Annotated in this window: 19 protein-coding genes and 1 tRNA gene; 5 read left to right on the top strand and 15 right to left on the bottom strand. The window is 53.2% G+C overall.

Annotated features, from left to right (window positions below):
• Positions 1 to 123: 123 nt before the first annotated feature.
• A complete protein-coding gene (locus CRO33_RS00615; RefSeq protein WP_097116595.1) occupies positions 124 to 849 on the bottom strand; it encodes a 4'-phosphopantetheinyl transferase family protein in 726 nt (241 codons plus the stop codon).
• A gap of 80 nt (positions 850 to 929) precedes the next feature.
• Positions 930 to 1,133 carry a hypothetical protein gene (locus CRO33_RS00620; protein WP_034824993.1) on the bottom strand — a complete coding sequence of 68 codons (204 nt, stop codon included), beginning with the start codon at positions 1,131 to 1,133 and terminating at the stop codon, positions 930 to 932.
• A 210-nt stretch (positions 1,134 to 1,343) separates the two neighbouring features.
• Between CRO33_RS00620 and CRO33_RS00625 the strand changes: the two genes are divergently transcribed.
• Positions 1,344 to 1,895, top strand: a complete 552-nt coding sequence (locus CRO33_RS00625) for a GNAT family N-acetyltransferase (protein WP_097116596.1) — start codon at positions 1,344 to 1,346, stop codon at positions 1,893 to 1,895.
• A 53-nt stretch (positions 1,896 to 1,948) separates the two neighbouring features.
• Here CRO33_RS00625 and CRO33_RS00630 read toward each other — a convergent pair.
• The 3 genes from CRO33_RS00630 to CRO33_RS00640 form a co-directional block, all read right to left on the bottom strand.
• A tRNA-Pro gene (locus tag CRO33_RS00630) sits at positions 1,949 to 2,025 on the bottom strand.
• Positions 2,026 to 2,097: 72 nt separating this feature from the next.
• Positions 2,098 to 3,849, bottom strand: a complete 1,752-nt coding sequence (gene yejM, locus CRO33_RS00635; protein ID WP_097116597.1) for an LPS biosynthesis-modulating metalloenzyme YejM — start codon at positions 3,847 to 3,849, stop codon at positions 2,098 to 2,100.
• A gap of 23 nt (positions 3,850 to 3,872) precedes the next feature.
• On the bottom strand, positions 3,873 to 4,100 hold the full coding sequence (locus tag CRO33_RS00640) for a YejL family protein (protein WP_034824987.1): 228 nt from the start codon (positions 4,098 to 4,100) through the stop codon (positions 3,873 to 3,875).
• A gap of 158 nt (positions 4,101 to 4,258) precedes the next feature.
• On the opposite strand from CRO33_RS00640, the gene yejK reads away from it, so the two are divergent.
• Positions 4,259 to 5,263, top strand: a complete 1,005-nt coding sequence (yejK, locus tag CRO33_RS00645) for a nucleoid-associated protein YejK (protein WP_034824985.1) — start codon at positions 4,259 to 4,261, stop codon at positions 5,261 to 5,263.
• Positions 5,264 to 5,319: 56 nt separating this feature from the next.
• On the opposite strand, the gene rplY is transcribed toward yejK, so the two are convergent.
• Together rplY and CRO33_RS00655 are read right to left on the bottom strand one after the other, a co-directional pair.
• Complete coding sequence (gene rplY / locus CRO33_RS00650) at positions 5,320 to 5,604, bottom strand: 50S ribosomal protein L25 (RefSeq protein WP_034824983.1); 285 nt, start codon at positions 5,602 to 5,604, stop codon at positions 5,320 to 5,322.
• Positions 5,605 to 5,732: 128 nt separating this feature from the next.
• Positions 5,733 to 7,487, bottom strand: a complete 1,755-nt coding sequence (locus tag CRO33_RS00655; protein WP_097116598.1) for a DEAD/DEAH box helicase — start codon at positions 7,485 to 7,487, stop codon at positions 5,733 to 5,735.
• A 169-nt stretch (positions 7,488 to 7,656) separates the two neighbouring features.
• Between CRO33_RS00655 and rsuA the strand changes: the two genes are divergently transcribed.
• The 3 genes from rsuA to CRO33_RS00670 all read left to right on the top strand — a co-directional run bounded on the left by rsuA (position 7,657) and on the right by CRO33_RS00670 (position 10,325).
• On the top strand, positions 7,657 to 8,379 hold the full coding sequence (gene rsuA, locus CRO33_RS00660) for a 16S rRNA pseudouridine(516) synthase RsuA (protein ID WP_058961320.1): 723 nt from the start codon (positions 7,657 to 7,659) through the stop codon (positions 8,377 to 8,379).
• 12 nt (positions 8,380 to 8,391) lie between these two features.
• Positions 8,392 to 9,582 (top strand): Bcr/CflA family multidrug efflux MFS transporter, encoded by a 1,191-nt coding sequence (locus tag CRO33_RS00665; protein ID WP_097116599.1) that lies wholly within the window; start codon positions 8,392 to 8,394, stop codon positions 9,580 to 9,582.
• A 416-nt stretch (positions 9,583 to 9,998) separates the two neighbouring features.
• Positions 9,999 to 10,325, top strand: a complete 327-nt coding sequence (locus CRO33_RS00670; protein ID WP_097116600.1) for a hypothetical protein — start codon at positions 9,999 to 10,001, stop codon at positions 10,323 to 10,325.
• Here the strand turns inward: CRO33_RS00670 and yejF are convergent.
• From yejF to CRO33_RS00710, 8 genes are all read right to left on the bottom strand, one after another.
• Positions 10,319 to 11,908: a microcin C ABC transporter ATP-binding protein YejF gene (yejF, locus tag CRO33_RS00675; RefSeq protein ID WP_097116601.1), complete on the bottom strand. Its 1,590-nt coding sequence runs from the start codon at positions 11,906 to 11,908 to the stop codon at positions 10,319 to 10,321. The genes CRO33_RS00670 and yejF overlap by 7 nt on opposite strands.
• On the bottom strand, positions 11,905 to 12,930 hold the full coding sequence (locus tag CRO33_RS00680; RefSeq protein WP_097116602.1) for an ABC transporter permease: 1,026 nt from the start codon (positions 12,928 to 12,930) through the stop codon (positions 11,905 to 11,907). Before CRO33_RS00680 ends, yejF begins: the two co-directional genes overlap by 4 nt.
• Positions 12,930 to 14,021: a microcin C ABC transporter permease YejB gene (locus tag CRO33_RS00685; protein WP_034824974.1), complete on the bottom strand. Its 1,092-nt coding sequence runs from the start codon at positions 14,019 to 14,021 to the stop codon at positions 12,930 to 12,932. Before CRO33_RS00685 ends, CRO33_RS00680 begins: the two co-directional genes overlap by 1 nt.
• Before the next feature lie 10 nt (positions 14,022 to 14,031).
• Positions 14,032 to 15,840, bottom strand: coding sequence for an extracellular solute-binding protein (locus CRO33_RS00690; protein WP_097116603.1), 1,809 nt, complete (start codon positions 15,838 to 15,840; stop codon positions 14,032 to 14,034).
• Positions 15,841 to 15,905: 65 nt separating this feature from the next.
• Positions 15,906 to 17,471 (bottom strand): cyclic di-GMP phosphodiesterase, encoded by a 1,566-nt coding sequence (locus CRO33_RS00695; RefSeq protein WP_034824972.1) that lies wholly within the window; start codon positions 17,469 to 17,471, stop codon positions 15,906 to 15,908.
• A 298-nt stretch (positions 17,472 to 17,769) separates the two neighbouring features.
• On the bottom strand, positions 17,770 to 18,345 hold the full coding sequence (mepS, locus tag CRO33_RS00700; protein ID WP_034824970.1) for a bifunctional murein DD-endopeptidase/murein LD-carboxypeptidase: 576 nt from the start codon (positions 18,343 to 18,345) through the stop codon (positions 17,770 to 17,772).
• A gap of 516 nt (positions 18,346 to 18,861) precedes the next feature.
• Positions 18,862 to 19,569 (bottom strand): phosphatase PAP2 family protein, encoded by a 708-nt coding sequence (locus tag CRO33_RS00705; RefSeq protein ID WP_097116604.1) that lies wholly within the window; start codon positions 19,567 to 19,569, stop codon positions 18,862 to 18,864.
• Between the two features lie 45 nt (positions 19,570 to 19,614).
• A complete protein-coding gene (locus CRO33_RS00710; RefSeq protein ID WP_097116605.1) occupies positions 19,615 to 20,589 on the bottom strand; it encodes a CobW family GTP-binding protein in 975 nt (324 codons plus the stop codon).
• Between the last annotated feature and the right edge of the window lie 56 nt (positions 20,590 to 20,645).

Here is a 20,645-nt window from a genome sequence, read left to right on the forward strand (position 1 = left end):
TTGGGCAAGGTGTTGCCAGGCGAGTAAGGTGAGTTTCAACAGAGATTCCTCGTCTCTGTCTCCCTGGAACACTTCTGTCGTCTTGTGTTGTCACCGGCTTAGATTGATTCTGAGCCGGTTTTTTTATGGGTTATTCAGGGGGTGAGCGATCAGCGTGATAACGCGGTCGCCGCGTCGCCAGAAGTGCGCCTGCAGGCGAGTACCGGCGTTAAACTCGCGTGAAAAGTCCTGCGTCAACGTGAGCGTGGCGCGGCCTTGCGTCAAATCCCACTCCAGCAACTCCGCGTGCAGAAAATCCATCGGCTGATGCAACTGTGGCCACAACGCTTTATAGACACTCTCTTTCAGTGAAAACAGCAAAGTAGCCGCCGCTGCAAACGGCAGTGCAGCGGCGGTTAACCGTTGACGCTCTGCACGGCTCATCAGCATCTCCGCCGTTTCCTCTGCGGTCTGTTCTGCCATCAATTGCTCAACATCAACGCCTATACATAGGGGCGCCTGCGTTGCCGCGATGACGGCCATTTGCTGCGAATGCGAAAGTGAGGCCTGAATCCCCACCGGCCATACAGGCGAGCGATCGGGCGCATTACGCAGGATAAAGTCAGGCATCGCGAAGCGCGCCAGCATCTGCTGCGCCAGCCAGCGACTGGCTAAATGCTCAGCTTTACGCTTGGTGACGGCATTGTGTAACGCCAGTGGTAGCGGGAGCTGCCAGTGTTGATGCAGATCGCTGTGCCATGCCTGCTGATTAAATTCACACCACGCAATAGGGAGCGGAGAGCTTGTCATAGCCGCAGCGGTAATAAACGGAGAGGGGGTCAGTGCCAGGGGAATTTCAGAAGCAAACATTAAGCATCACGGCTGACGGTTAAAACGCTATTTTTACCCGTCAGCCGTGAAAAGAGCAAGCCAAAACGGCTCACCCACGTTTAGTGATTAGGCGGAATTGACATGCCTTTGATCTGTACCACAAAGTGCTCGTTGCCTTTAGTTATACGCGCACCGCGGTCACACCACCGCGAAGCCAGGCGGAAAAAATCGTCGCTGCCGATATCGTAAGCCAGTTCAACTTTACTGATACCTGAATGCAGGAGTTCTTCCGCGTCCTGCAGGTTTTTAGCTTTGATGACCATAATAAGTGTCCATCGAAAAACAGGAAGGATAAGAGTAATTAAACAGTATGACAGTTTTGTTTCAATCAGATGAAATGCTGTCATATTTGACGAAAAATGTGATCCCGCTCCGCTTTGATTGCTTTCGGTAACTGACTGATTATTTCCGAGAAGATTTCCCACTCAGGCCGTTTTACGATAATACTGAATGGGTTAACCAAGGAGGTTGTTATGGAAATACCGCGTCTGGAAACGCCCCGTTTACTGCTGCAACCGCTGCGAAGCGAAGATGCGATTCAGGTACAGCAGGTTTTCCCGCGCTGGGAAATCGTGCGGCATTTGATCGGTTCTGTGCCCTGGCCTTATCCCGCTGATGGCGCCCGTCAATATATTGAGGGTATGGCGCTGCCTGCAATGAAAGCAGGGCAGGCGTGGCACTGGAGCCTTCGCCATCGATCTGATCCCAACAGTCTGATTGGTTTAATCTCACTGCGTCTGGGGCCGGAAGATAACCGGGGATTCTGGTTGGTGCCCGAATGGCAGAAGCAGGGATTGATGAGTGAAGCCTGCGCAGCAGTCACCGAATTCTGGTTTATCCATCTCGATCAGACGCGTCTGCGTGTGCCCAAGGCGATGGATAATCTGGCTTCTCGTCGCATCTCGGAACGCACTGGCATGCGGTTAGTGGATACCTATCGCAAAACTTTTGTTGAGGGCGAGTTACCGGCGGGCACCTGGGAACTGACGCGTGACGAATGGCTGGCGCAGCGTGATAGAGGATAGCGGCCTTCAGAAAGCAAAAAAGCAACCTTAAGGGCTGCTTTTTTATAGGATTTTGGTCGGCACGAGAGGATTTGAACCTCCGACCCCGGACACCCCATGACCGTGCGCTACCAGGCTGCGCTACGTGCCGAACGTGGAGAAGTAGTCTACTGGTTCCGCTCACGATTGCAATATGCGCAGGTTTTAACTGCCTCATAATTAATCAGTTTGCGGTAAAGCGCTTCTCTTCCGTCAATACCTGTAGCAGTAATGCCAGCTGCGGTTTGTGATCCTTCAGTTTGTTACCCTGAGCATCGTAGGCGCTATAACTGCCGTTGTTATTCAGCACCAGCGTCACGGTTGGCGTTGTCACCACCAGTTTGCCCTCTTCACTACTGGCGACCCAGTTGTGACTGCGTTGAGCAGCAAACAGATCTTCACCCTGTGAATAATTGGCCGGATTGGTGCGCACGTGCAGCAGACGTTGCATCAACGTCGTCATCACATCCTGCTGATCGGTTAGACGATCGATGGTCTGCGCCGGCGTATTCGGCCAGTGCACCACCAGAGGCACCCGTAACGTTGCACGGTTGCCCGGATTATCATCATTATCCGGCGTAACCGCACGCTGGGCGGTAATCACCACCACGGTATTTTTGAGCAAATCGCGTTGCTGCAACGTCTGTAGCACGGCCGCAATTTGCTCATCAACGCTGTTAGCCTGGCGCAAATAGCTGCGCTGACGCGCTTTAATGCTTTCGCCAGTCACGTTGACGCCATCAAGTGAAATCCAGGAGAACCAGGGCGCACCCTCGGCTTTCTGGCCGTTGAGCCAGTTTTGCCATTGGTTCACCGTCGTGCTGTTTGGCTGAGCATCCGCCTCTGGCAGGCTGTAATCCGCTAACAGCGCCTGGCGATACAAGGGTTGGCTGAAACCATCGGAGGAGAACAGACCAAACTGATACCCCTGCGAATTTAGCGCACCGAGTAACGCCGAAGGCATGCGCGCGGCAAGTACGCCGTCCATATAGCTGGAGGAGATGCCGTAAAACAGCCCGAACATGCCTTTCTCCGGCGCAATCCCGGCACTGTAGTGTTGGGTAAAGCGTACGTTGTCACTGGCAAACTGATTCAGCGATGGCATTGCCTTATCCAGATTGTCATGACTCAAACCATCAACGGTTAGCAGCAGCAGGTTGTGGCGTGTGCCGCCATCGCGGAAGGTGATATCACTCAGCGGATACTGCACTGACAGCGCCTCAGGATCACCCTGTTGCACCAGACGACGCTGATACTCCTGCGCATCCAGCAAGCCATGGCGTTCAAGAAAGCGTCGCGCGGTCATCGGATAGGAGAGCGGCAGATTGGCGCGCTGCATGGTAATCGGGCGATAGAAATTGGCGTCGGCCCAGATATACAGCAGATGGCTGGCAAAGAAAGCACAGATAAACAGCGCGGCCAGCGGCTTACCAAATGAGCGTCGATTCAGGCTGCGCAGCTTCTGCCAGCTCCAGGTGGCAAACAACATCTCCACGAGGAAGATGACCGGTACGCTAATAAACATCAGCTGCCAGTCACGCGCCATCTCGCTTTGGTCGGGGTTGATGACCAACTCCCACACCACCGGATTCAGATGGAGGTGGAAGCGGTTGAATACCGCGCTATCGACCATAATCAGCGTCAGCCCGGCAGTGGCGATAATCGCCGACAGCACCCTAAGCAATCGCTGTGACATCACCACAAAGGTGAGTGGGAAGATAATCAGCAGATAACCGGCAAACACAATAAAGCTAAAGTGGCCAATCCAGCTGGTATAGGCATAAATACGGCCCGCAAGCGAGGCGGGCCAGTCGGCGACCAACAGGTAGCGGCTGCCTAAAATCAGCGCGAAGATGATGTTAAACAGGGCAAACCAGTGCCCCCAGCTGATCATCTGGGAGACTTTTTCGCGGTAGCGCTGCCGGTTGGTTACCATATTTATGAGGTCAGATCTGCAATTTAGTGGGCGTTGTCATCGCGAACGGAAGACTGCAACGCTTCCGCGAAAGATTTCGCCAGGCTGCGGCGCTGGGCCGGCGAGACACTGGTGTTAATCAAATTGGTTACCATGTTCCCTAACACCATCAGGGAAAGGTCGGTTGGCGCTTTGTCTTTTTCAAGAATCTGCGCCATCTGCGCGAGAAGCTTCTCTACGCGCTCGTCGCTATAACGGGATGATTGTGGCATATCGTCGACTAATCAAGTGTGAAAAGGCGGTATATTACCGTAACAACGCGCTTTTTTCCGCAATTAAATCGCAAGCAGAGCGATCAGTTTGTGCGTGGAGTTGAAAGCAGCGGCGGGCGGTGTTTGAATACGCGCCTGAGCCCAAAGGAGAGTCTACCATGAGTCTGGATATCGACCAGATTGCCCTGCATCAGTTAGTCAAACGTGATGAAAACCAGCTTGAGGTGGTCCTGCGCGACACTTTGCTGCCCGCGACCCGTGCGGTAGAAGAGATGGCAGAAGAGCTGCATCGGGTGTACAGCGCCAAAAGCAAAGCCTATGGCCTGTTTAATGAAGAGAGTGAACTGGCCGATGCGCTGCGCAATTGCCGCAAAGGGGAAGATGACTTTCTGGCCTTTAGCCGTGCCGCGACCGGGCGTCTGCGTGATGAGCTGGGCAAATATCCGTTTGCGGAAAGTGGCGTGGTGCTGTTCCTGCACTATCGCTATCTGGCGGTGGAGTATTTGCTGGTGGCGATGCTGAGCAGCCAGTCAAGCATGCGCGTCAATGAACAACTGGATATTAGCAGCACTCATTATCTCGATATTAATCATGCGGATATTGTGGCGCGTATCGATCTTACTGAATGGGAAACCAACCCAGAATCCACCCGTTATCTGACCTTCCTGCGTGGACGCGTCGGGCGCAAAGTGGCCGATTTCTTTATGGATTTCCTCGGTGCCAGCGTTGGACTCGATACCAAAGCACAGAACCGGGGGTTGCTGCAGGCGGTAGATGATTACTGCGCGGAATCGAATCTCGATAAGAACGAGCGCCAGAACTATCGTCAGCAGGTTTACAGCTACTGCAACGACCAACTGCAGGCGGGTGAGGAGATTGCGCTGGAAGATCTTTCCAGTGAACTGCCGCCGCTGGGAGAGAAAACCTTCCAGGCCTTTACCCAGGAGCAGGGTTATGAGTTGGAAGAGCATTTCCCGGCTGACCGTAGCACATTACGCCAGTTGACCAAGTTTGCTGGCAGCGGTGGCGGCCTGACGCTGAATTTTGATGCCATGCTACTGGGCGAGCGCATTTTTTGGGATCCCGCGACCGATACCCTGACCATCAAAGGCACACCGCCTAATCTGCGCGATCAGTTACAGCGCCGAACCGGCGGTAACTGATTTTCAGGCAAAAAAAACGCCGCGTAAGCGGCGTTCTCTTTTCAACTCGTTGGCGATTAAGCGCGAACGAAGTCGATGTGGTGCAGTTTTGGCTTGAACGGATGACGCTGTACCGCCTGAGCTTTAACTTTAACTTCTTTACCATCAACAACGATGGTCAGCACGTCGGTGTAGAACTCAGGCTTAGCCTGCAGGTTCATTACAACGTCGTGGTCCAGTTCGATAGCAACTGGCGCTTCGTTTCCGCCATAGATGATGGCTGGGAATTTATTTGCTACACGCAGACGGCGGCTCGCACCCTTACCCTGCTCTTTACGTACTTCAGCGTTGAAAGTGGTCATTTGATTTCTCTTCAATCATTTCTGCTACAGGCGACCCAGCAACAGACGGTTATTCATATGCTTTTACGGATGCAAAAGCGGGCGGCATTATAGCCGCAATAGAAGACGCGGGCAAATGATTCCGTCGCTTAACGCAGCTCATTCGCGCGTCGATAACGTCCCTGATAATCGAACATCTTCTCGCGAATTTGCCAGAAATGACCTTTCGCGCGTGCCACCACAAAATCGGGATGACGCAGCAGTGGCTGCAAAGCGATAACATCCGCAGCCGTTTGCCAACCGAGTTCCACGCCGGGTGCGCGCTGGTGTGGGCGCATAAACAGCTGCTCGAAGGCTTTACGTTGAGCAGGCGTTTGCAGACGAAAACGTTCACTGACGCTGGTGCCATCTTCATCAAAGTAGGTCGCTTTTAGCCATTCGCCTTTCTCGTCGCGCCCTTGCTCCAGCGTCATACCGCCGCAGCGCAGCACACGTGCATCTTTAAGTTTTAGCGCGGCTTTCAACATATCATCAGGGTCGACCATAATACGATCGCACTGATGACAGCGGCGGGCCGCAATATCGTTTTCTGCACCGCAGTCGGGACAACTTTTAAAGCGGAAGCGATAGTCGCACTGTTCACGATTGCCCTCATCATCCTCCATCACGCCCTGACACCGACGGCCAAAATGTTCAATGATATGGCCATCTTCGGTGGTTTTTCCCCAGAAGGTATTGGCGAAACCACAGGCTGGGCAGAACACTTGCACCGGCTGATTGTCACTGGCGCCTTTTGGCGTGCCGACTTCAGGGGTAAAGAGATCGTGCGGATTGCCAGCATAATCGAGGATCAGGCAGTCGGTTTTGCCTGGTGACAAACGCAGGCCGCGCCCGACAATCTGTTGATACAAACTGACCGATTCAGTGGGGCGCAATATGGCGATAAGATCCACATGCGGCGCATCAAAGCCGGTGGTCAGCACCGCGACGTTCACTAAAAACTTTAACTGTTGCGCTTTAAATTCGCTGATCAAACGATCGCGTTCTTTCACCACTGTTTCCGCTGACACCAACGCGCTGTTCTCGGGCAACAGAGATAAAATCTCACGCGCATGTTCTACCGTGGCGGCGAATACCATCACGCCACGACGATCCTCCGCGAACTCCACGATCTGTCTGATGATGTGCGGCGTCACGCGATTCTGCTGCTTTAATTCGCGATTGAGATCGGCTTCGCTGAATAAACCGTTATTTTGCGGGATCAGGCGGCTGAAATCGTACTGTACGACCGGCATATCCAGCCGTTCGGGTGGCACAAGGAAACCGTGCTTGATCATGTAGCGCAGCGGCAATTCATAAATACAGTCGCGGAATAGCGCGTGCTGATCGCCGCGTACCATGCCGTGATAGTGAAACTGATAAATCCAGCCTTTACCGAGGCGAAAGGGCGTCGCGGTGAGCCCCAGCAGGCGCAGTTGAGGATTATGCTGCCGCAGATGGGCGAACAGCTGCTGATACTGACTCTCTTCGTTGTCGCTGATGCGGTGGCACTCATCGACGATCACCAGAGAAAAGGCGCTGTCGAAGCGATCCAGATTGCGCGCCACGGATTGCACGCTGCCAAATACCACTTTGCTTTCGCTCTGTTTGCGCTGTAAACCGGCGGCAAAAATATCGGCTTCCAGACCATACGCCTGATATTTGCTGTGGTTCTGCTCGACCAACTCTTTCACATGCGCCAGCACCAGCACGCGGCCTCGGGCAATGCGCGCCAGTTCAGCAATCACCAGACTTTTACCGGCACCCGTCGGCAGCACAATCACGGCGGGCGCATCGTGGCGGCGAAAATGCTGGAGCGTGGCGTCAACCGCCTCTTGCTGGTACGGGCGCAGGGTGAAGGACATCAGGGCAAACTTTTTTCTTCAAACGGACACGCATTATGCCATGAAAACAGCTGAAACGCAGGCGCGGTACTGTTAGCAGGCGAAGGATCAAGCTATACTGCCCACACTTTTTTAACGGTTTAAAAACGCCGTTTCAGTTCCCTCCGTAGTAACAGGCAAAAGCGAATTCATGCGACTCGAAAAATTCATATCTCAGCAGCTGGAAGTCAGCCGTGCTATCGCTGGCCGCGAAATCCGCGCCAGGAAAGTCACCATTAACGGCGAAGTGGTTCGCGACGCGGGCTACAAAGTGTTGCCAGATGACGAAATCGAATACGACGGCAACCCCCTGGTGGTGCAAACCGGCCCACGCTACTTCATGCTGAATAAGCCGCAGGGCTATGTCTGCTCCACTGACGATCCCGATCATCCTACCGTGTTGTTCTTCATGGAAGAACCGGCTGCTTTTAAGCTGCATGCGGCGGGCCGTCTGGATATCGACACCACCGGTCTGGTGCTGTTGACGGACGATGGTCAGTGGTCACACCGTATTACCTCTCCGCGCCATCACCTGGAAAAAACCTATCTGGTTGAAGTGGAAGAGCCGATTGATCCTGCGCTGGTGGAGAAGTTCGCGACGGGGATTCAACTGCACAATGAGAAAGAACTGACCAAACCGGCGGTGCTGGAAATCCTCGATGAAAAAGCCGCTCGTTTAACTATCACGGAAGGCCGCTATCATCAGGTCAAACGCATGTTTGCCGCGATGGGTAATCATGTGTCCGCGCTGCATCGCGAAAGCATTGGCGAGATCGTGCTGGATGACGACCTGGCTGAAGGTGAATACCGTGAACTCACGGAAGAAGAGGTCGACAGCATCGGCCTGCCAGAAGAGCTGAAAAAACGCAAATAGCGGGAGAGAGCGGTGCGTAAGGAAAAGAATTCACCGGTAGGGTTGGTCGTGATTCTGGGATTGCTGGCGATGCTGATGCCGCTCTCCATTGATATGTATTTGCCGGCAATGCCGCAAATCGCACGCGAATTTGCCGTTTCGGCAGGCAGCGTGCAGATGACGCTGAACCTTTACATTCTGGGGTTTGCTATCGGGCAGTTGGTGTATGGCCCGCTGGCGGACAGCTACGGACGTAAACCGGTGATTGTGCTGGGCACGCTGATCTTTGCCTGCGCCGCGGCGGCATGTGCCTTGTCGCAGTCCATTGATCAACTGATCTTTATGCGCTTCCTGCACGGCTTGTCGGCGGCAGCGGCCAGCGTGGTGATTAACGCGCTGATGCGAGACAGTTACTCGAAAGAGGATTTCTCGCGCATGATGTCGTTTGTCATGCTGGTCACCACCATTGCACCGTTACTGGCACCGATTATCGGCGGTTGGCTGTTGCTGCTGTGGAACTGGCACGCGATTTTCTGGACGCTGGCTGTGGCCGCATTGATCACTACCGTACTGGTGGTGACGCAGATCCGCGAGACGCTCAAGCCTGAACTGCGGCAGCGCTTCCATTTGCGAACCACGCTGAGTAACTTTGTCGCGCTGGTGCGCCATAAACGTGCGTTCAGCTACATGCTGGCAAGCGGCTTCTCCTTTGCGGGATTGTTTACCTTCCTCAACGCCGGGCCTTTTGTTTACATCGAAGTGAATCACGTTTCACCGCAAAACTTTGGTTACTACTTTGGCCTTAACGTGGTGTTCCTGTTTGTGATGACGCTGATCAACAGCCGCGCGGTACGCCGCTTCGGGCCTTTGGCGATGTTCCGTATCGGACTGATCACACAGTTTGCGATGGGCATCTGGCTGCTGATTGCTAGCGCGCTGGATTTAGGTTTCCTGTCGCTGGTGTTTGGCGTGGCGATGTTTATCGGCTGCGTCTCGACGGTTTCTTCGAACGCGATGGCGGTGATTCTCGATGAGTTTCCGCATATGGCGGGCACCGCATCGTCACTGGCCGGTACTTTGCGCTTTGGCGTGGGTGCGCTGGTGGGGGCATTGCTGTCACTGGTGAGTATTAACAGCGCCTGGCCAATGGTGGCGACCATTGCCCTATGCGCAACCGTATCCATTGTGTTGTTTAGCTACGCCGCACGTCCACGCCACGCTTAAATCTGCACTTTCCTCTTACGGCGCGGTTGATCGCGGAGTTCACTGGTTTTTAGAGCCATTGAAATCGCGAATAAAAAACCGCGCCGTTGTCACATTCCCTCTTGCCGTATGCGATGAATTCTTCACGTTCACTCGCGAATCCCCACATTTTCGTTATGCTTAATGTTTCCATAATGTGAAAATTTAGGTGTAAAAAAGTAACTATATTGCGTCTAAAATGATTGTTAACTGCCGCCGAACAAGGTACACATAGGCACAAATGCGAGAAAGCTCGCAAATAATAACTTTGCTACATGCTTTGTGTTTAAAACGAGAAGGCAAACCTTGACGTCCGTATTCTGAGTTTACCAGGTAGGGATTCACTGCGTAATCGCCGTCGTCGTGAATAAGCGTTAACGTCTCTGGGGACTGTAATTATGCTGCAACTTTCGGTTATGCATCGCTTACCGCAACATTATCGTTGGTCAGCCGACCATGTCGGTGAAATTGAACGTCAGGAAGCGGTCAACGGTGTGCACGATGAAGATCTCGTCGCACTGCGTCTGTTAAGTCACGATGGCCATCCGGCGCTGGAAATTCTGCACCAGTTGCAAGAGACGCTGGCGCAGATTCAGGTCGATTGCAAAATTGCCCTATGTGAAGGGCAGCCCTGTTTACTGATTCAGCGCGGTGACGAAAGTACCACCAACTGCTGTCTGAAAAATCAGGGCGTTGCCATCGCAGAGACCTTTGAAGGTCACTGAGTTAACGATTCGCCCTGCGCGGAGGCTAAAAGCTGACGCGTATAATCGCTGGCCGGTGCGTTAAACAACGCTTCGCATTCTCCCTGTTCCACTACTTCCCCCTGGCGCAGCACAATTAGCTGATGGCAGAGTGCGCGCACCACCTGCAAATCATGGCTAATAAACAGATACGCTAACTGGTGCTGCTGCTGTAAACGACGCAGCAGGGTGAGAATTTGCTTCTGCACTGAGCGATCCAGCGAAGAGGTCGGTTCATCCAGCACGATTAACTGCGGCTCAAGAATCAGCGCTCTGGCAATGGCGATACGCTGACGTTGTCCACCGGAAAACTCTGCGGGGTAGCGTGAACGGCTCTCTGCATCCAGTCCCACTTCCTGCATCACGGCAATCACTTTCGCTTCCTGCTCGGCGGCACTTAGTTCAGGACGATGTACTGCCAGCCCTTCTGCAATCACCTGTTGTACCGTCATGCGCGGATTGAGTGATGAGTTGGGATCCTGAAACACCACCTGAATATGCGGACGCAGCGGCAAAAGCTGTTTACGCGATAGGCTATGCAGCGGCTGACCGTCAAACCAAATCTCACCGCGCGCGGTAATCAAACGCAGCAGCGCCAATCCGGTGGTGCTTTTGCCTGAACCGGATTCCCCCACCAAACCAAGGCTTTCACCCCGGCGCAGTGTGAAGTTGAGATCGCTGAGCACGGTTTTTTCCGCCACGCTGCGTTTGAACAATCCGCGTTTAATCGGAAAGCCCACGTGCAGGTTTTTGACCTGCAGCAGCGGCTGTGCATCGTTAAGCGGCACAGGCTGACCATCCGGTTCGGCGGCGAGTAATTCACGCGTATAAGGATGCTCGGGCTGGCTGAACAGCGGCTTGCATAGATTGTGCTCCACTTCCCGACCCTCGCGCATCACCGTGACACGATGCGCCAGCTGGCGGACGATATTGAGATTGTGGGTGATGAACAGCATGCCCATATTCAGTTCGCGCTGCAGTTCACGCAGCAAGCGCAGAATTTGTGCCTGCACCGTGACATCCAGCGCGGTGGTGGGCTCATCGGCAATCAGCAGTTTGGGCTGCGTCAGTAACGCCATGGCAATCATCACGCGCTGGCGTTCCCCACCTGACAGCTGATGCGGGAAATCGCCGAGGCGTGATGCCGCATTGCGGATGCCGACGCGATCGAGGCAGCTAAGAATTTCGCCGCGCGCCGCTTCTTTACGCATCCCACGATGCAAAGACAGCACCTCATACAGCTGCTTCTCAACGTTGTGCAGCGGGTTGAGCGACACCATCGGTTCCTGGAAAATCATCGCCATCTGATTGCCACGCAGACCGCGCATCTCGCGCTCGCTGGCCTGCAAGATATTTTGGCCATTGAACAGGATCTCACCTTGCGGATAGGTCACAGGCGGCTGCGGCAGCAGGCGCATAATCGAGAGCGCGGTGACACTTTTGCCTGAACCGGATTCACCGACCAGCGCCAGAGTTTCACCGGCCTCAATCTGCAGAGAGATATCTTCCACCACGCGGCGCTGATTGAAGGCCACGGCGAGATGATTGACGCTTAACAGGCTCATTTCACCCCCCGGCTGGGATCAAAAGCATCACGTACCGCTTCACCGATAAAAATCAGCAGCGAGAGGAGCAGCGCGAGGGCGAAGAAGCCGGAAAGTCCCAGCCACGGCGCCTGTAAGTTGTTTTTGCCCTGTAAAAGCAGTTCGCCCAGCGAAGGGGAGCCCACTGGCAGGCCGAAACCAAGGAAATCCAGCGAGGTCAGAGTGGTAATCGAACCGCATAAAATAAAGGGCAGGAAAGTGAGTGTTGCTACCATCGCATTCGGCAACATGTGGCGCAGCATAATGCGTCCATCGCTGACGCCGAGCGCGCGCGCCGCACGCACATAATCAAAGTTACGCGTGCGCAGAAACTCGGCCCGCACCACGCTCACCAGGCTCATCCAGCCAAATATCACGGTGACCAGCAATAGCCACCAGAAGCCGGGTTGAATCACGCTCGAAAGCAAAATCAGTAAAAATAGCGATGGCATGCCAGACCACACCTCAATCAGACGCTGGCCAACTAAATCGACACGACCACCAAAATAGCCCTGCACCGCACCGATTACGATACCGATCACGCTGGAGAACAGGGTCAGCAAGATCCCGAACAGCAGCGAGACGCGCGTGCCATATAGCAAACGCGCCAGCACATCACCGCCATTGGCGTCGGTGCCGAGCCAGTTCTGCTTCGAAGGAGGAGAAGGGAAGGGCACATCGGTGGCGAAATTAATGGTGCTGTCACTGAAACGGATCGGTGCCCACAGCGCCCAGCCCTGCTGGTCAATCCGCTGCTTTAGCCACGGGTCCTGGTAATCGGCTGGGGTAGCAAAGTCACCGCCAAAATCACTTTCGCTGTAATTGAACAACAGCGGCATATACCAGCGTTGCTGATAGTGCACCAGTATTGGCTTGTCATTGGCCAGTAACTCCGCACCGAGTGAAAGCACAAAAATCACCAGAAAAATCCACAGCGACCAGTAACCACGACGGTTATGGCGAAAGCGTTGCCAGCGCTGCTGGTTGATTAGTGATAAACCCATTAGCGCCCCTCAAAATCGATGCGCGGATCGACCAGCGTATAGGTCAGATCGCTGAGAATGTTCATCAGCAAGCCGATCAGCGTGAAGATATACAGCGTGCCAAACATCACCGGATAGTCGCGTTGAATGGTGGCATCGTATCCCAGCAAACCGAGTCCGTTGAGAGAGAACATCACCTCAATCAATACCGAGCTGGTAAAGAACATGCTGATAAAGGTGGCAGGGAAACCGGCGATCACCAGCAGCATGGCGTTGCGGAATACGTGGCCGTACAAAATACGTTTTTCATCCAGCCCTTTCGCGCGAGCGGTGACCACATATTGTTTGCGGATCTCATCGAGGAATGAGTTTTTGGTCAACATGGTTAGAGTGGCAAAACCGCCAATCACCGTGGCCAGTACCGGCAGCGTGATGTGCCAGAGATAGTCGCCAATCTTGCTGTACCACGGCAACGTATCAAACTGCGGCGAGGTCAGCCCGCGAAGTGGGAACCAGTCGAAATAGCTGCCCCCGGCAAACAGCACAATCAGCATGATGCCGAAGAGAAAGGCCGGGATGGAGTATCCAATGATGATAAAGGTACTGCTCCAGATATCGAAAGCGCTGCCGTTGCGCACTGCCTTTTTAATCCCCAACGGAATCGAGACCAGATAAATGATCAACGTACTCCACAAGCCCAGGCTGATGGAAACCGGCAAGCTCTCTTTGATCAGCTGCAGCACCGAGGCGCTACGGAACAAACTGTCGCCAAAATCAAAACGAATATAGTTCCACAGCATTTCGCCATAGCGCTGCAGCAGCGGTTTATCAAAACCGTAGCGGTGTTTGATCTCGGCGATCACCTCAGGATCAAGGCCACGCGCGCCGCGATATTGGCTGTCGCCCGGATTATCATGCGCCAGCGCACCGCGCCCGCCGACATCTCCAGCACTACCCGAGGAAAAACCGGAGCTATGACCAAATTGCGCATTCGCCAGCGCCTGATCCACCGGTCCACCGGGCGCAATCTGCACGATAAAAAAGTTCAGGGTGATGATCGCCCACAGTGTGGGAATAATCAGCAGCAACCTGCGCAGGAAATAGGAACCCAAACCGCTCTCCTCAGCGTCTGTCGGCCGGCAATTGTGCGGCTTTGTTCACGTCATACCACCAGTTCTCTAACCCGGTTGCATACGCGGGTTTGATTTCAGGGCGGGAAAATTTATCCCAGTATGCCAGCCTCTGTTCGGCGTTGTACCACATCGGGATCATATAGGCATTCCATAACAGAATGCGATCCAGTGCCTGGCCCAGTGGCAGTAGCGCTTTTTCATCGCCCTGATGTTCGACGATCTCCTGCACAAAGTGATCCACGATGGGATCTTTCACCCGTGGCGTGTTCCACGAGGAGGCAATGTATTGCGACTGCCAACTGATACGTAAGTTGGTGGAGGGCCATGGATTGGCCTGATACAGCGTTGGGATCATATCGTAATCGCCTTCGCGTAAACGGCGCAGATACTGCGAGCTATCAATTTGCCGCAACTCCACCTGAATCCCCAAACGCTGCAGGCTATGCTGGAACGGCAGCGCCCAGTCGTTCTGCGTGCCGCTGCGCATCAGCAGTTCAAAGCGGAAGGGCTGTCCGGTCTTATCGTTTACCAGATGCTGATTCTTAATCTGCCAGCCCGCTTCTTTTAGTAGCTTCATGGCTTTTAGCAGATTGCCGCGATCGAAGCCGCTGCCATTGGAACGCGGCGGTGCATAGTCGTTGTTGAACACTTCAGCGGGCAGCTGCGCTTTGTACGGTGCCAGCAGAATGAGCTGGTCGGCTTTAGGGTAATCTTTGGCCGCATAGGCGGTGTTCTGGAAATAGCTATCAGTGCGTTTGTACGCCCCGTAAAACAGCGCTTTGTTCATCCACTCGAAATCGAACGCCAGCGTCAGCGCCTCACGCACCCGACGGTCAGCAAACAGCGGTTTTTCATTGTTAAAGGCCAGCCAGCGAGTATCGGTGGAGACGGTATTCGGCGTGGTGGCTTTCACGATGGCGTGGCTATCAAAGTTACGCCCGCGGTATTGCGTGGCCCACTTCTTCGCCGAACCCTCTTCGCGCAGATCGGAGGCGCCGGCTTTGAAGGCTTCAAAGGCGACATTGTCATCAAGATAGTAATCGTAGCGCAGCGTATCAAAGTTAAAACGTCCCCGATTGACCGGCAGATTTGCCGCCCAGTAGTTTTTCACCCGACTGTATTGAATGAACTGACCTGGCTTATAAGACGTGATGCGATAGGGGCCGCTGGAGAGCGGGGGATAGCCGATCGGCTCGTTGAATTTTTTATTCTGCCAGAAGGCTTGCGGCAATACCGGCAGCGTTAACCAGCTCAGGATCATATCCTTGTCCGGTTTCGGCATGTCGATACGCACGGTGAGATTGTTGAGCGCTTTCACTTCAACTCCACGGAACGCCACGCGGAACTGCGGCACACCTTCGGTCATAAATTTCTGGAAGGTGAAAGCGACATCTTTGGCGGTGATCGGGCTGTCGTCCTGAAAACGCGCATGCGGATTGATGGAGACTTCCATCCAGTGATAATCGCTGGGATAGCGGGCGGATTCAGCAATCAAGGGATAGTAGCTGCCAGGCTCATCATCGGAGGTGGTGAACAGCCCGTCATACAGCGTATCGGTGCCGACGCCAGGATTACCGCGTGAAGCAAAGCGATTGAAGTTATCGTAAGTGCCCACCACCGCGATGGTCATCTTGCCGCCTTTAGGCGCAGCGGGATTCGCGTAATCATAATGGGTGAAATTCACCACATACTTCGGTTCGCCCAGCTTGGCAAAGGCATAACTCTCATTGATGGTTTCCGCATGCAGTGGCGCGATGGCGCTACAAACCAACAACGCGGTGACAAGACGCAGCAGCATAAGTGGGGCGCTCTCCTTAAATAATCCGCACTGAATGGTAGCAGTTTCGTGACGATAGCGTGACGTTAACCGAGTGCTGCCTGACGTTGGTAATAACTGATCAGGTTTTCCGGACGCAGCGGGCGGCTGAATAAATATCCCTGCAGATGTGTCACCCCACGGTTCACCAGCCACGCTGCCTGATCGCCGGTTTCAACGCCTTCTGCCACGGTTTTGAGATTGAGCTTCTTCGCCAGCAGCAATACCGCGTCCAGTACCGGTGAGGTCACCGTTTCGGTACCAATACTCTGTACAAAACCGCGATCAATTTTGAGGTAGTCAAACGGATAGCGTTCAAGATAGATCAATGCGCTGTGGCCAGTGCCGAAGTCATCAATGGCAATTTTAATATCCTGCTCATGCAGCCAGGCAAAAATCTCGCCAGCATTTCTTTCGCCCACCATGGTGCGTTCGGTGATTTCAAAAACATAGTTGAAGTGGTCTTTTGGCATGTCGGCAATCCACTCCTGCACATGCTGACGAAAACTTTCTGATGCGAGATGCAGAGGGGAAAGGTTCAGGCTCATACGCGTGCCGCGCGGCAGTTGCTGGCAGAGGAACTTCGCATCGCGTGCCACCAGCTTAAACAAATGCTGAGTCAGGGGAATAATCAGATTTTGCGCTTCGGCGTTGCTAATAAAGGCATCGGGGGGAATCATTCCCTCGGTGGGATGTGTCCAGCGCAGTAGTGCTTCAACGCCATACGGTTGCCCATCGTGGGCGGTGACCAGGGGCTGATATTCAACATGAAACTGACCACGTTTAATGCCCTGCATAATCTCTTTGCCAGGACGCTGATACAGTGTCAGCAGCAGCCAGCTACCCGCACTCATAAACAGGGCTGAGAGGAGGCCGGTCAGCAGGATCAGATGATAATCGCGTTGCGCCAGCGTCGTACCGTACAGCACGAAGCGCATGCCATTATCTTTAAAACTCATTTCTTTCAAGGCTGGTGGTAAATCGTGGATGTTCACCACCTGATTCTTGCCACTCAGCAGGGCTTTATCGCCAATCACCAACGCCATACCGGTGATTTCGGGATGATAAGAAGCCAGCAGCTGATAAGGCGTCAGGCTGATATTCATGGTGGCGAGAATGCCGGTCTCAGCTGAGCCTGGATTCTTCATCCACAACGCCAGCGCCGGTTTGGTTGGCAAGAGGGGCGTGCCTTCCAGTAAGCGTAAATCGCGATCGCGCTCCAGTTCCGATTGTGGCGAAATATCATTCGCAGGCAGCAGAAAGGCGCCGGTAGCAGATGAACAATAGGCATTACTGTTACGTACCAGCAAAATCGCGCGGATATTGCCGGCAAAGGCGGCACGTGAAGTGAGTTCGCGGCTGACGCTACTGCATTCAAGCTGGGTGTATTGTTGCAATGGATAAAGGGTATCCACCAGGGTCGACATCACCTGTTGTAGATCGTCGCGGCTATGGATCAGCAACTGTTCATGTTGTTGTACTCGTTTTTGCCAGGTGAGCGTCAGCAGTACGATGACAAACAACAGAAAGAACACACCGCCGATGATCGCACTACTCCAGGCGATACGGCGCGAATAGGTTGCATGACGTTTTAACGTCCCCGACAGTGGCATGGAGTGCATTCCCCTTTATGGCGCCATTATTATTATGTAAATCGTGCACTACTGCTCGCTGGTGTCTGGCGTAAAACATTGCATCAGGACGGGTTTTTTCAGCCGACGAAGACGCAACAATTTGCTGCCAGTAAGCAAACGAGAATATAACGAGGAAGCGCGAAAAGTCTCGTTATATTTCTGATTCTCAATTACTTTTTATCTATCGGATTTGCGTTAAGAAACGGCAGGCGAAAAAAAACGCTGCCTGGGCAGCGTTTTCTGATTCTCTGGCTGAGAGGATCTTCAAAAGGATACGTTAGCTAGGGTTTTTAGCTAAAACCCTGCGGGCTTCACGGTAACGCGTTTTCCAGTAACTATCGTTTAAACTGGAGATCATCACACCACTGCTGGTGGACGCGTGAACGAAGTTATCGTTACCCAGATAGATGCCAACGTGTCGTCCGGTAGAACCGGCACGGAACAGCACTAAATCACCCGGGCGCAGTTTGCCGCGAGAAATCTCTTTGCCCGTATCCTGCTGTTCTGACGTTGAACGGGGTAAATCTAAACCGAACTGCTCGCGAAAGGTGCGCTGAACAAAAGCAGAACAATCAATGCCGCGTTTGGTGTCGCCGCCTAAGCGATAACGAACACCTTTCCAGTCACTGTACTGTTCCATGATGCGGGACTTAACGTCCACATTCTGCACCATTTGTTCAAATTCGTCCTGAGACGCTTGAAGTAAAAAACCATTCTGGTTGTTAACTTCATGATTCTCGTTATTCGCGTTCTGACCGTTATGCGTACTACTACATGCCGATAAGAGTGTTGCTAATGCTACTGCGGGAAGGATCCGCCTGAGGTATCTCAGTATTGGTTGAGACTTGACCATTATACGTGTGTTCCTTTGAAGTCCTTACGACACAATGTCGCCAGCCAGATGACAAAACGGGTTTGAGATTAATAAGAGCTAAGGCTTAAGACAATTCCTTAATTACTAAAATGTGTTAATGAACACATTTTTGTTGCATAAGGCACCGAATTTTATGCTGCACTCTAAGTAATCGCGTTTGAGGTTAACCGATTACAGACCGCGTGGCGAGTGCTTTTATATAAATTTTTATAGCTTTTATTGATGTGAAATCAATCCTTAACACAATGGTTACTTTATCAACGATTGGTAGCGATTTAATAGCCAATAAGGCGGGTTTTCAGGGGGTAATTCCGGCGCTAGGGCTGATTTTGAGAGGCTTCTGGCTGGACAAGCCAGGAAAAAGGCGATTGTTACGCGTTTTGCATCATAATGTTTTCTTTTAATAGAAAAACGTTAGCCTGCTAATAATGTATTTCTGAATTCGATAAGCGCGGATGATCGACTTTTCTACTTATTGTCATCCGCGCTTAACAATTATGTGCGTGGCTTATATTTCCCTGGCAGGGCGCGATTGAGCCAATTCACCAGTTTGTCACTGAGCGGAGTTAATAAACACCAGCTCAACCCCACCAGAATCACCGACATCGATCCCACCGCAATATCGGTAAACCAGTGAGAACCCGCCATCACCCGCGGCAGTGCAAATACCACCACAATCACTAAACCCACCAGGAAAGCGCGAAAGCCAAAATAACGCCACATAAAGCAGGCAAAAATAATCAGCATCATGCCGTGATCGCCTGGGAAGCTATTACTGGAGGCATCTTTCGCCGGAATCCCTGTCAGTTCACTCACGCGATGCACGTTGTCAAAGAACAGCGTTGGGCTGGCGTGTTGCACGGGGATCAAATGACCCAATTGATTGAGCACCACGGCGGTGAGCAGCATGGTGATACCAATGGCCAGCATGCGGCGGCGGCCCTGTGGCGTTTCACGACGCCAGAACCACAGATACAGCAGACCCATCGCCAGCAGCGATACCGCATCAAAGCCACGGTAATTGGTGATCGCCACCAGCAAAGCGAAACCGTGGTGATCCACCATCTTATCGTTAAAGCTAAAGAAGATGGCTTTATCAATACCAAACCAGAAACCATGGTCTGGCGGCAGATACCACGAGAAGAACAGCATGATCCCCAATGCATTCAGCAGCAGGATGGTGATTAAACGAGACGCGCGCATAAGAAATAGACTCAAAAAGAAAAATAACGGGGCAACCTAACGCAGCTAATTTAAACGAATCTTCAACAAGGTTGATTGCAAAACGTTCCAGTCCACAGATTGGTGGTGGATTAACTCGATACGGCTGTCCGGCGGTGTGGTAGGGCGCGTTTCCATAAAGAAGTCGTCACCCTGACGATTAATGTTCACCAGACCGTCTGGTGTGCGCAGTACACCTTTGACGCGATCCACCGGTGCAAGTCGCGCCCACTCTAGCGCCGGGATGGTATCGAACACGGTATCACCATCAAAAATCCAGCCACAGGAAGCATAGCCCTGGCCTTCATTTAATGCACGGCGCCAACGTGCGGAACCCTCAAGTTTCAGTGCTGCCAGTCCTTTTGGACGTGAAGTATGATGATGATGGGCCGCTTCAGGAACCGCACGATCCGTCAACGCGGGCTGGCTGAGCAGGGCGGGGTCGACTTTACCCCAGGCCGACTCGACCAGTTGGCGATCGCCCAGGTTGTCCTGTTGCCACTGCTGCAAGCGCTGACGATCTTCCTCGCTCCAGCGATCGCTCTTATTGGCGACGATAATATCGGCGGCGGTCAGTTGATCGCGGAAGTTTTCATTCTCGACGACACGCGTGTCGGCTAACTGGCGCGCATCAAGCAGCGTGATGGTGGCATCAACCTGAATCCAGGGTTGATACACAGCGGCGCGCAGCATATCCAGCAGTTGTTTAGGGTGGCCAAGGCCGGTGGGTTCGATAATCAGACGATCGGGCTTATTTTGCTTTAACAGCATATTGAGTCCGACCTGCAGTGGCAGGCCGTTCACGCAACACATGCAACCGCCAGGAATTTCCTTCAGCGTGGCACCGCGATCGGCGAGCAGTGCGCCGTCGATGCCTACTTCGCCAAACTCGTTGACCAGAATCGCCCAATTTTCATTGGCCGGTTTATGGGCTAACAGATGCAGCAGAGTAGTGGTTTTGCCGCTGCCGAGAAATCCGGTGATTACATTAACGCGCGTCATTACAGGCTCCATTTTCAGGCGCGCGGACAACATACCCGGCGCGCACGACGTTGTTA

The organism is Pantoea sp. GL120224-02 (assembly GCF_900215395.1).
Taxonomy (GTDB): Bacteria; Pseudomonadota; Gammaproteobacteria; order Enterobacterales; family Enterobacteriaceae; genus Pantoea; species Pantoea communis.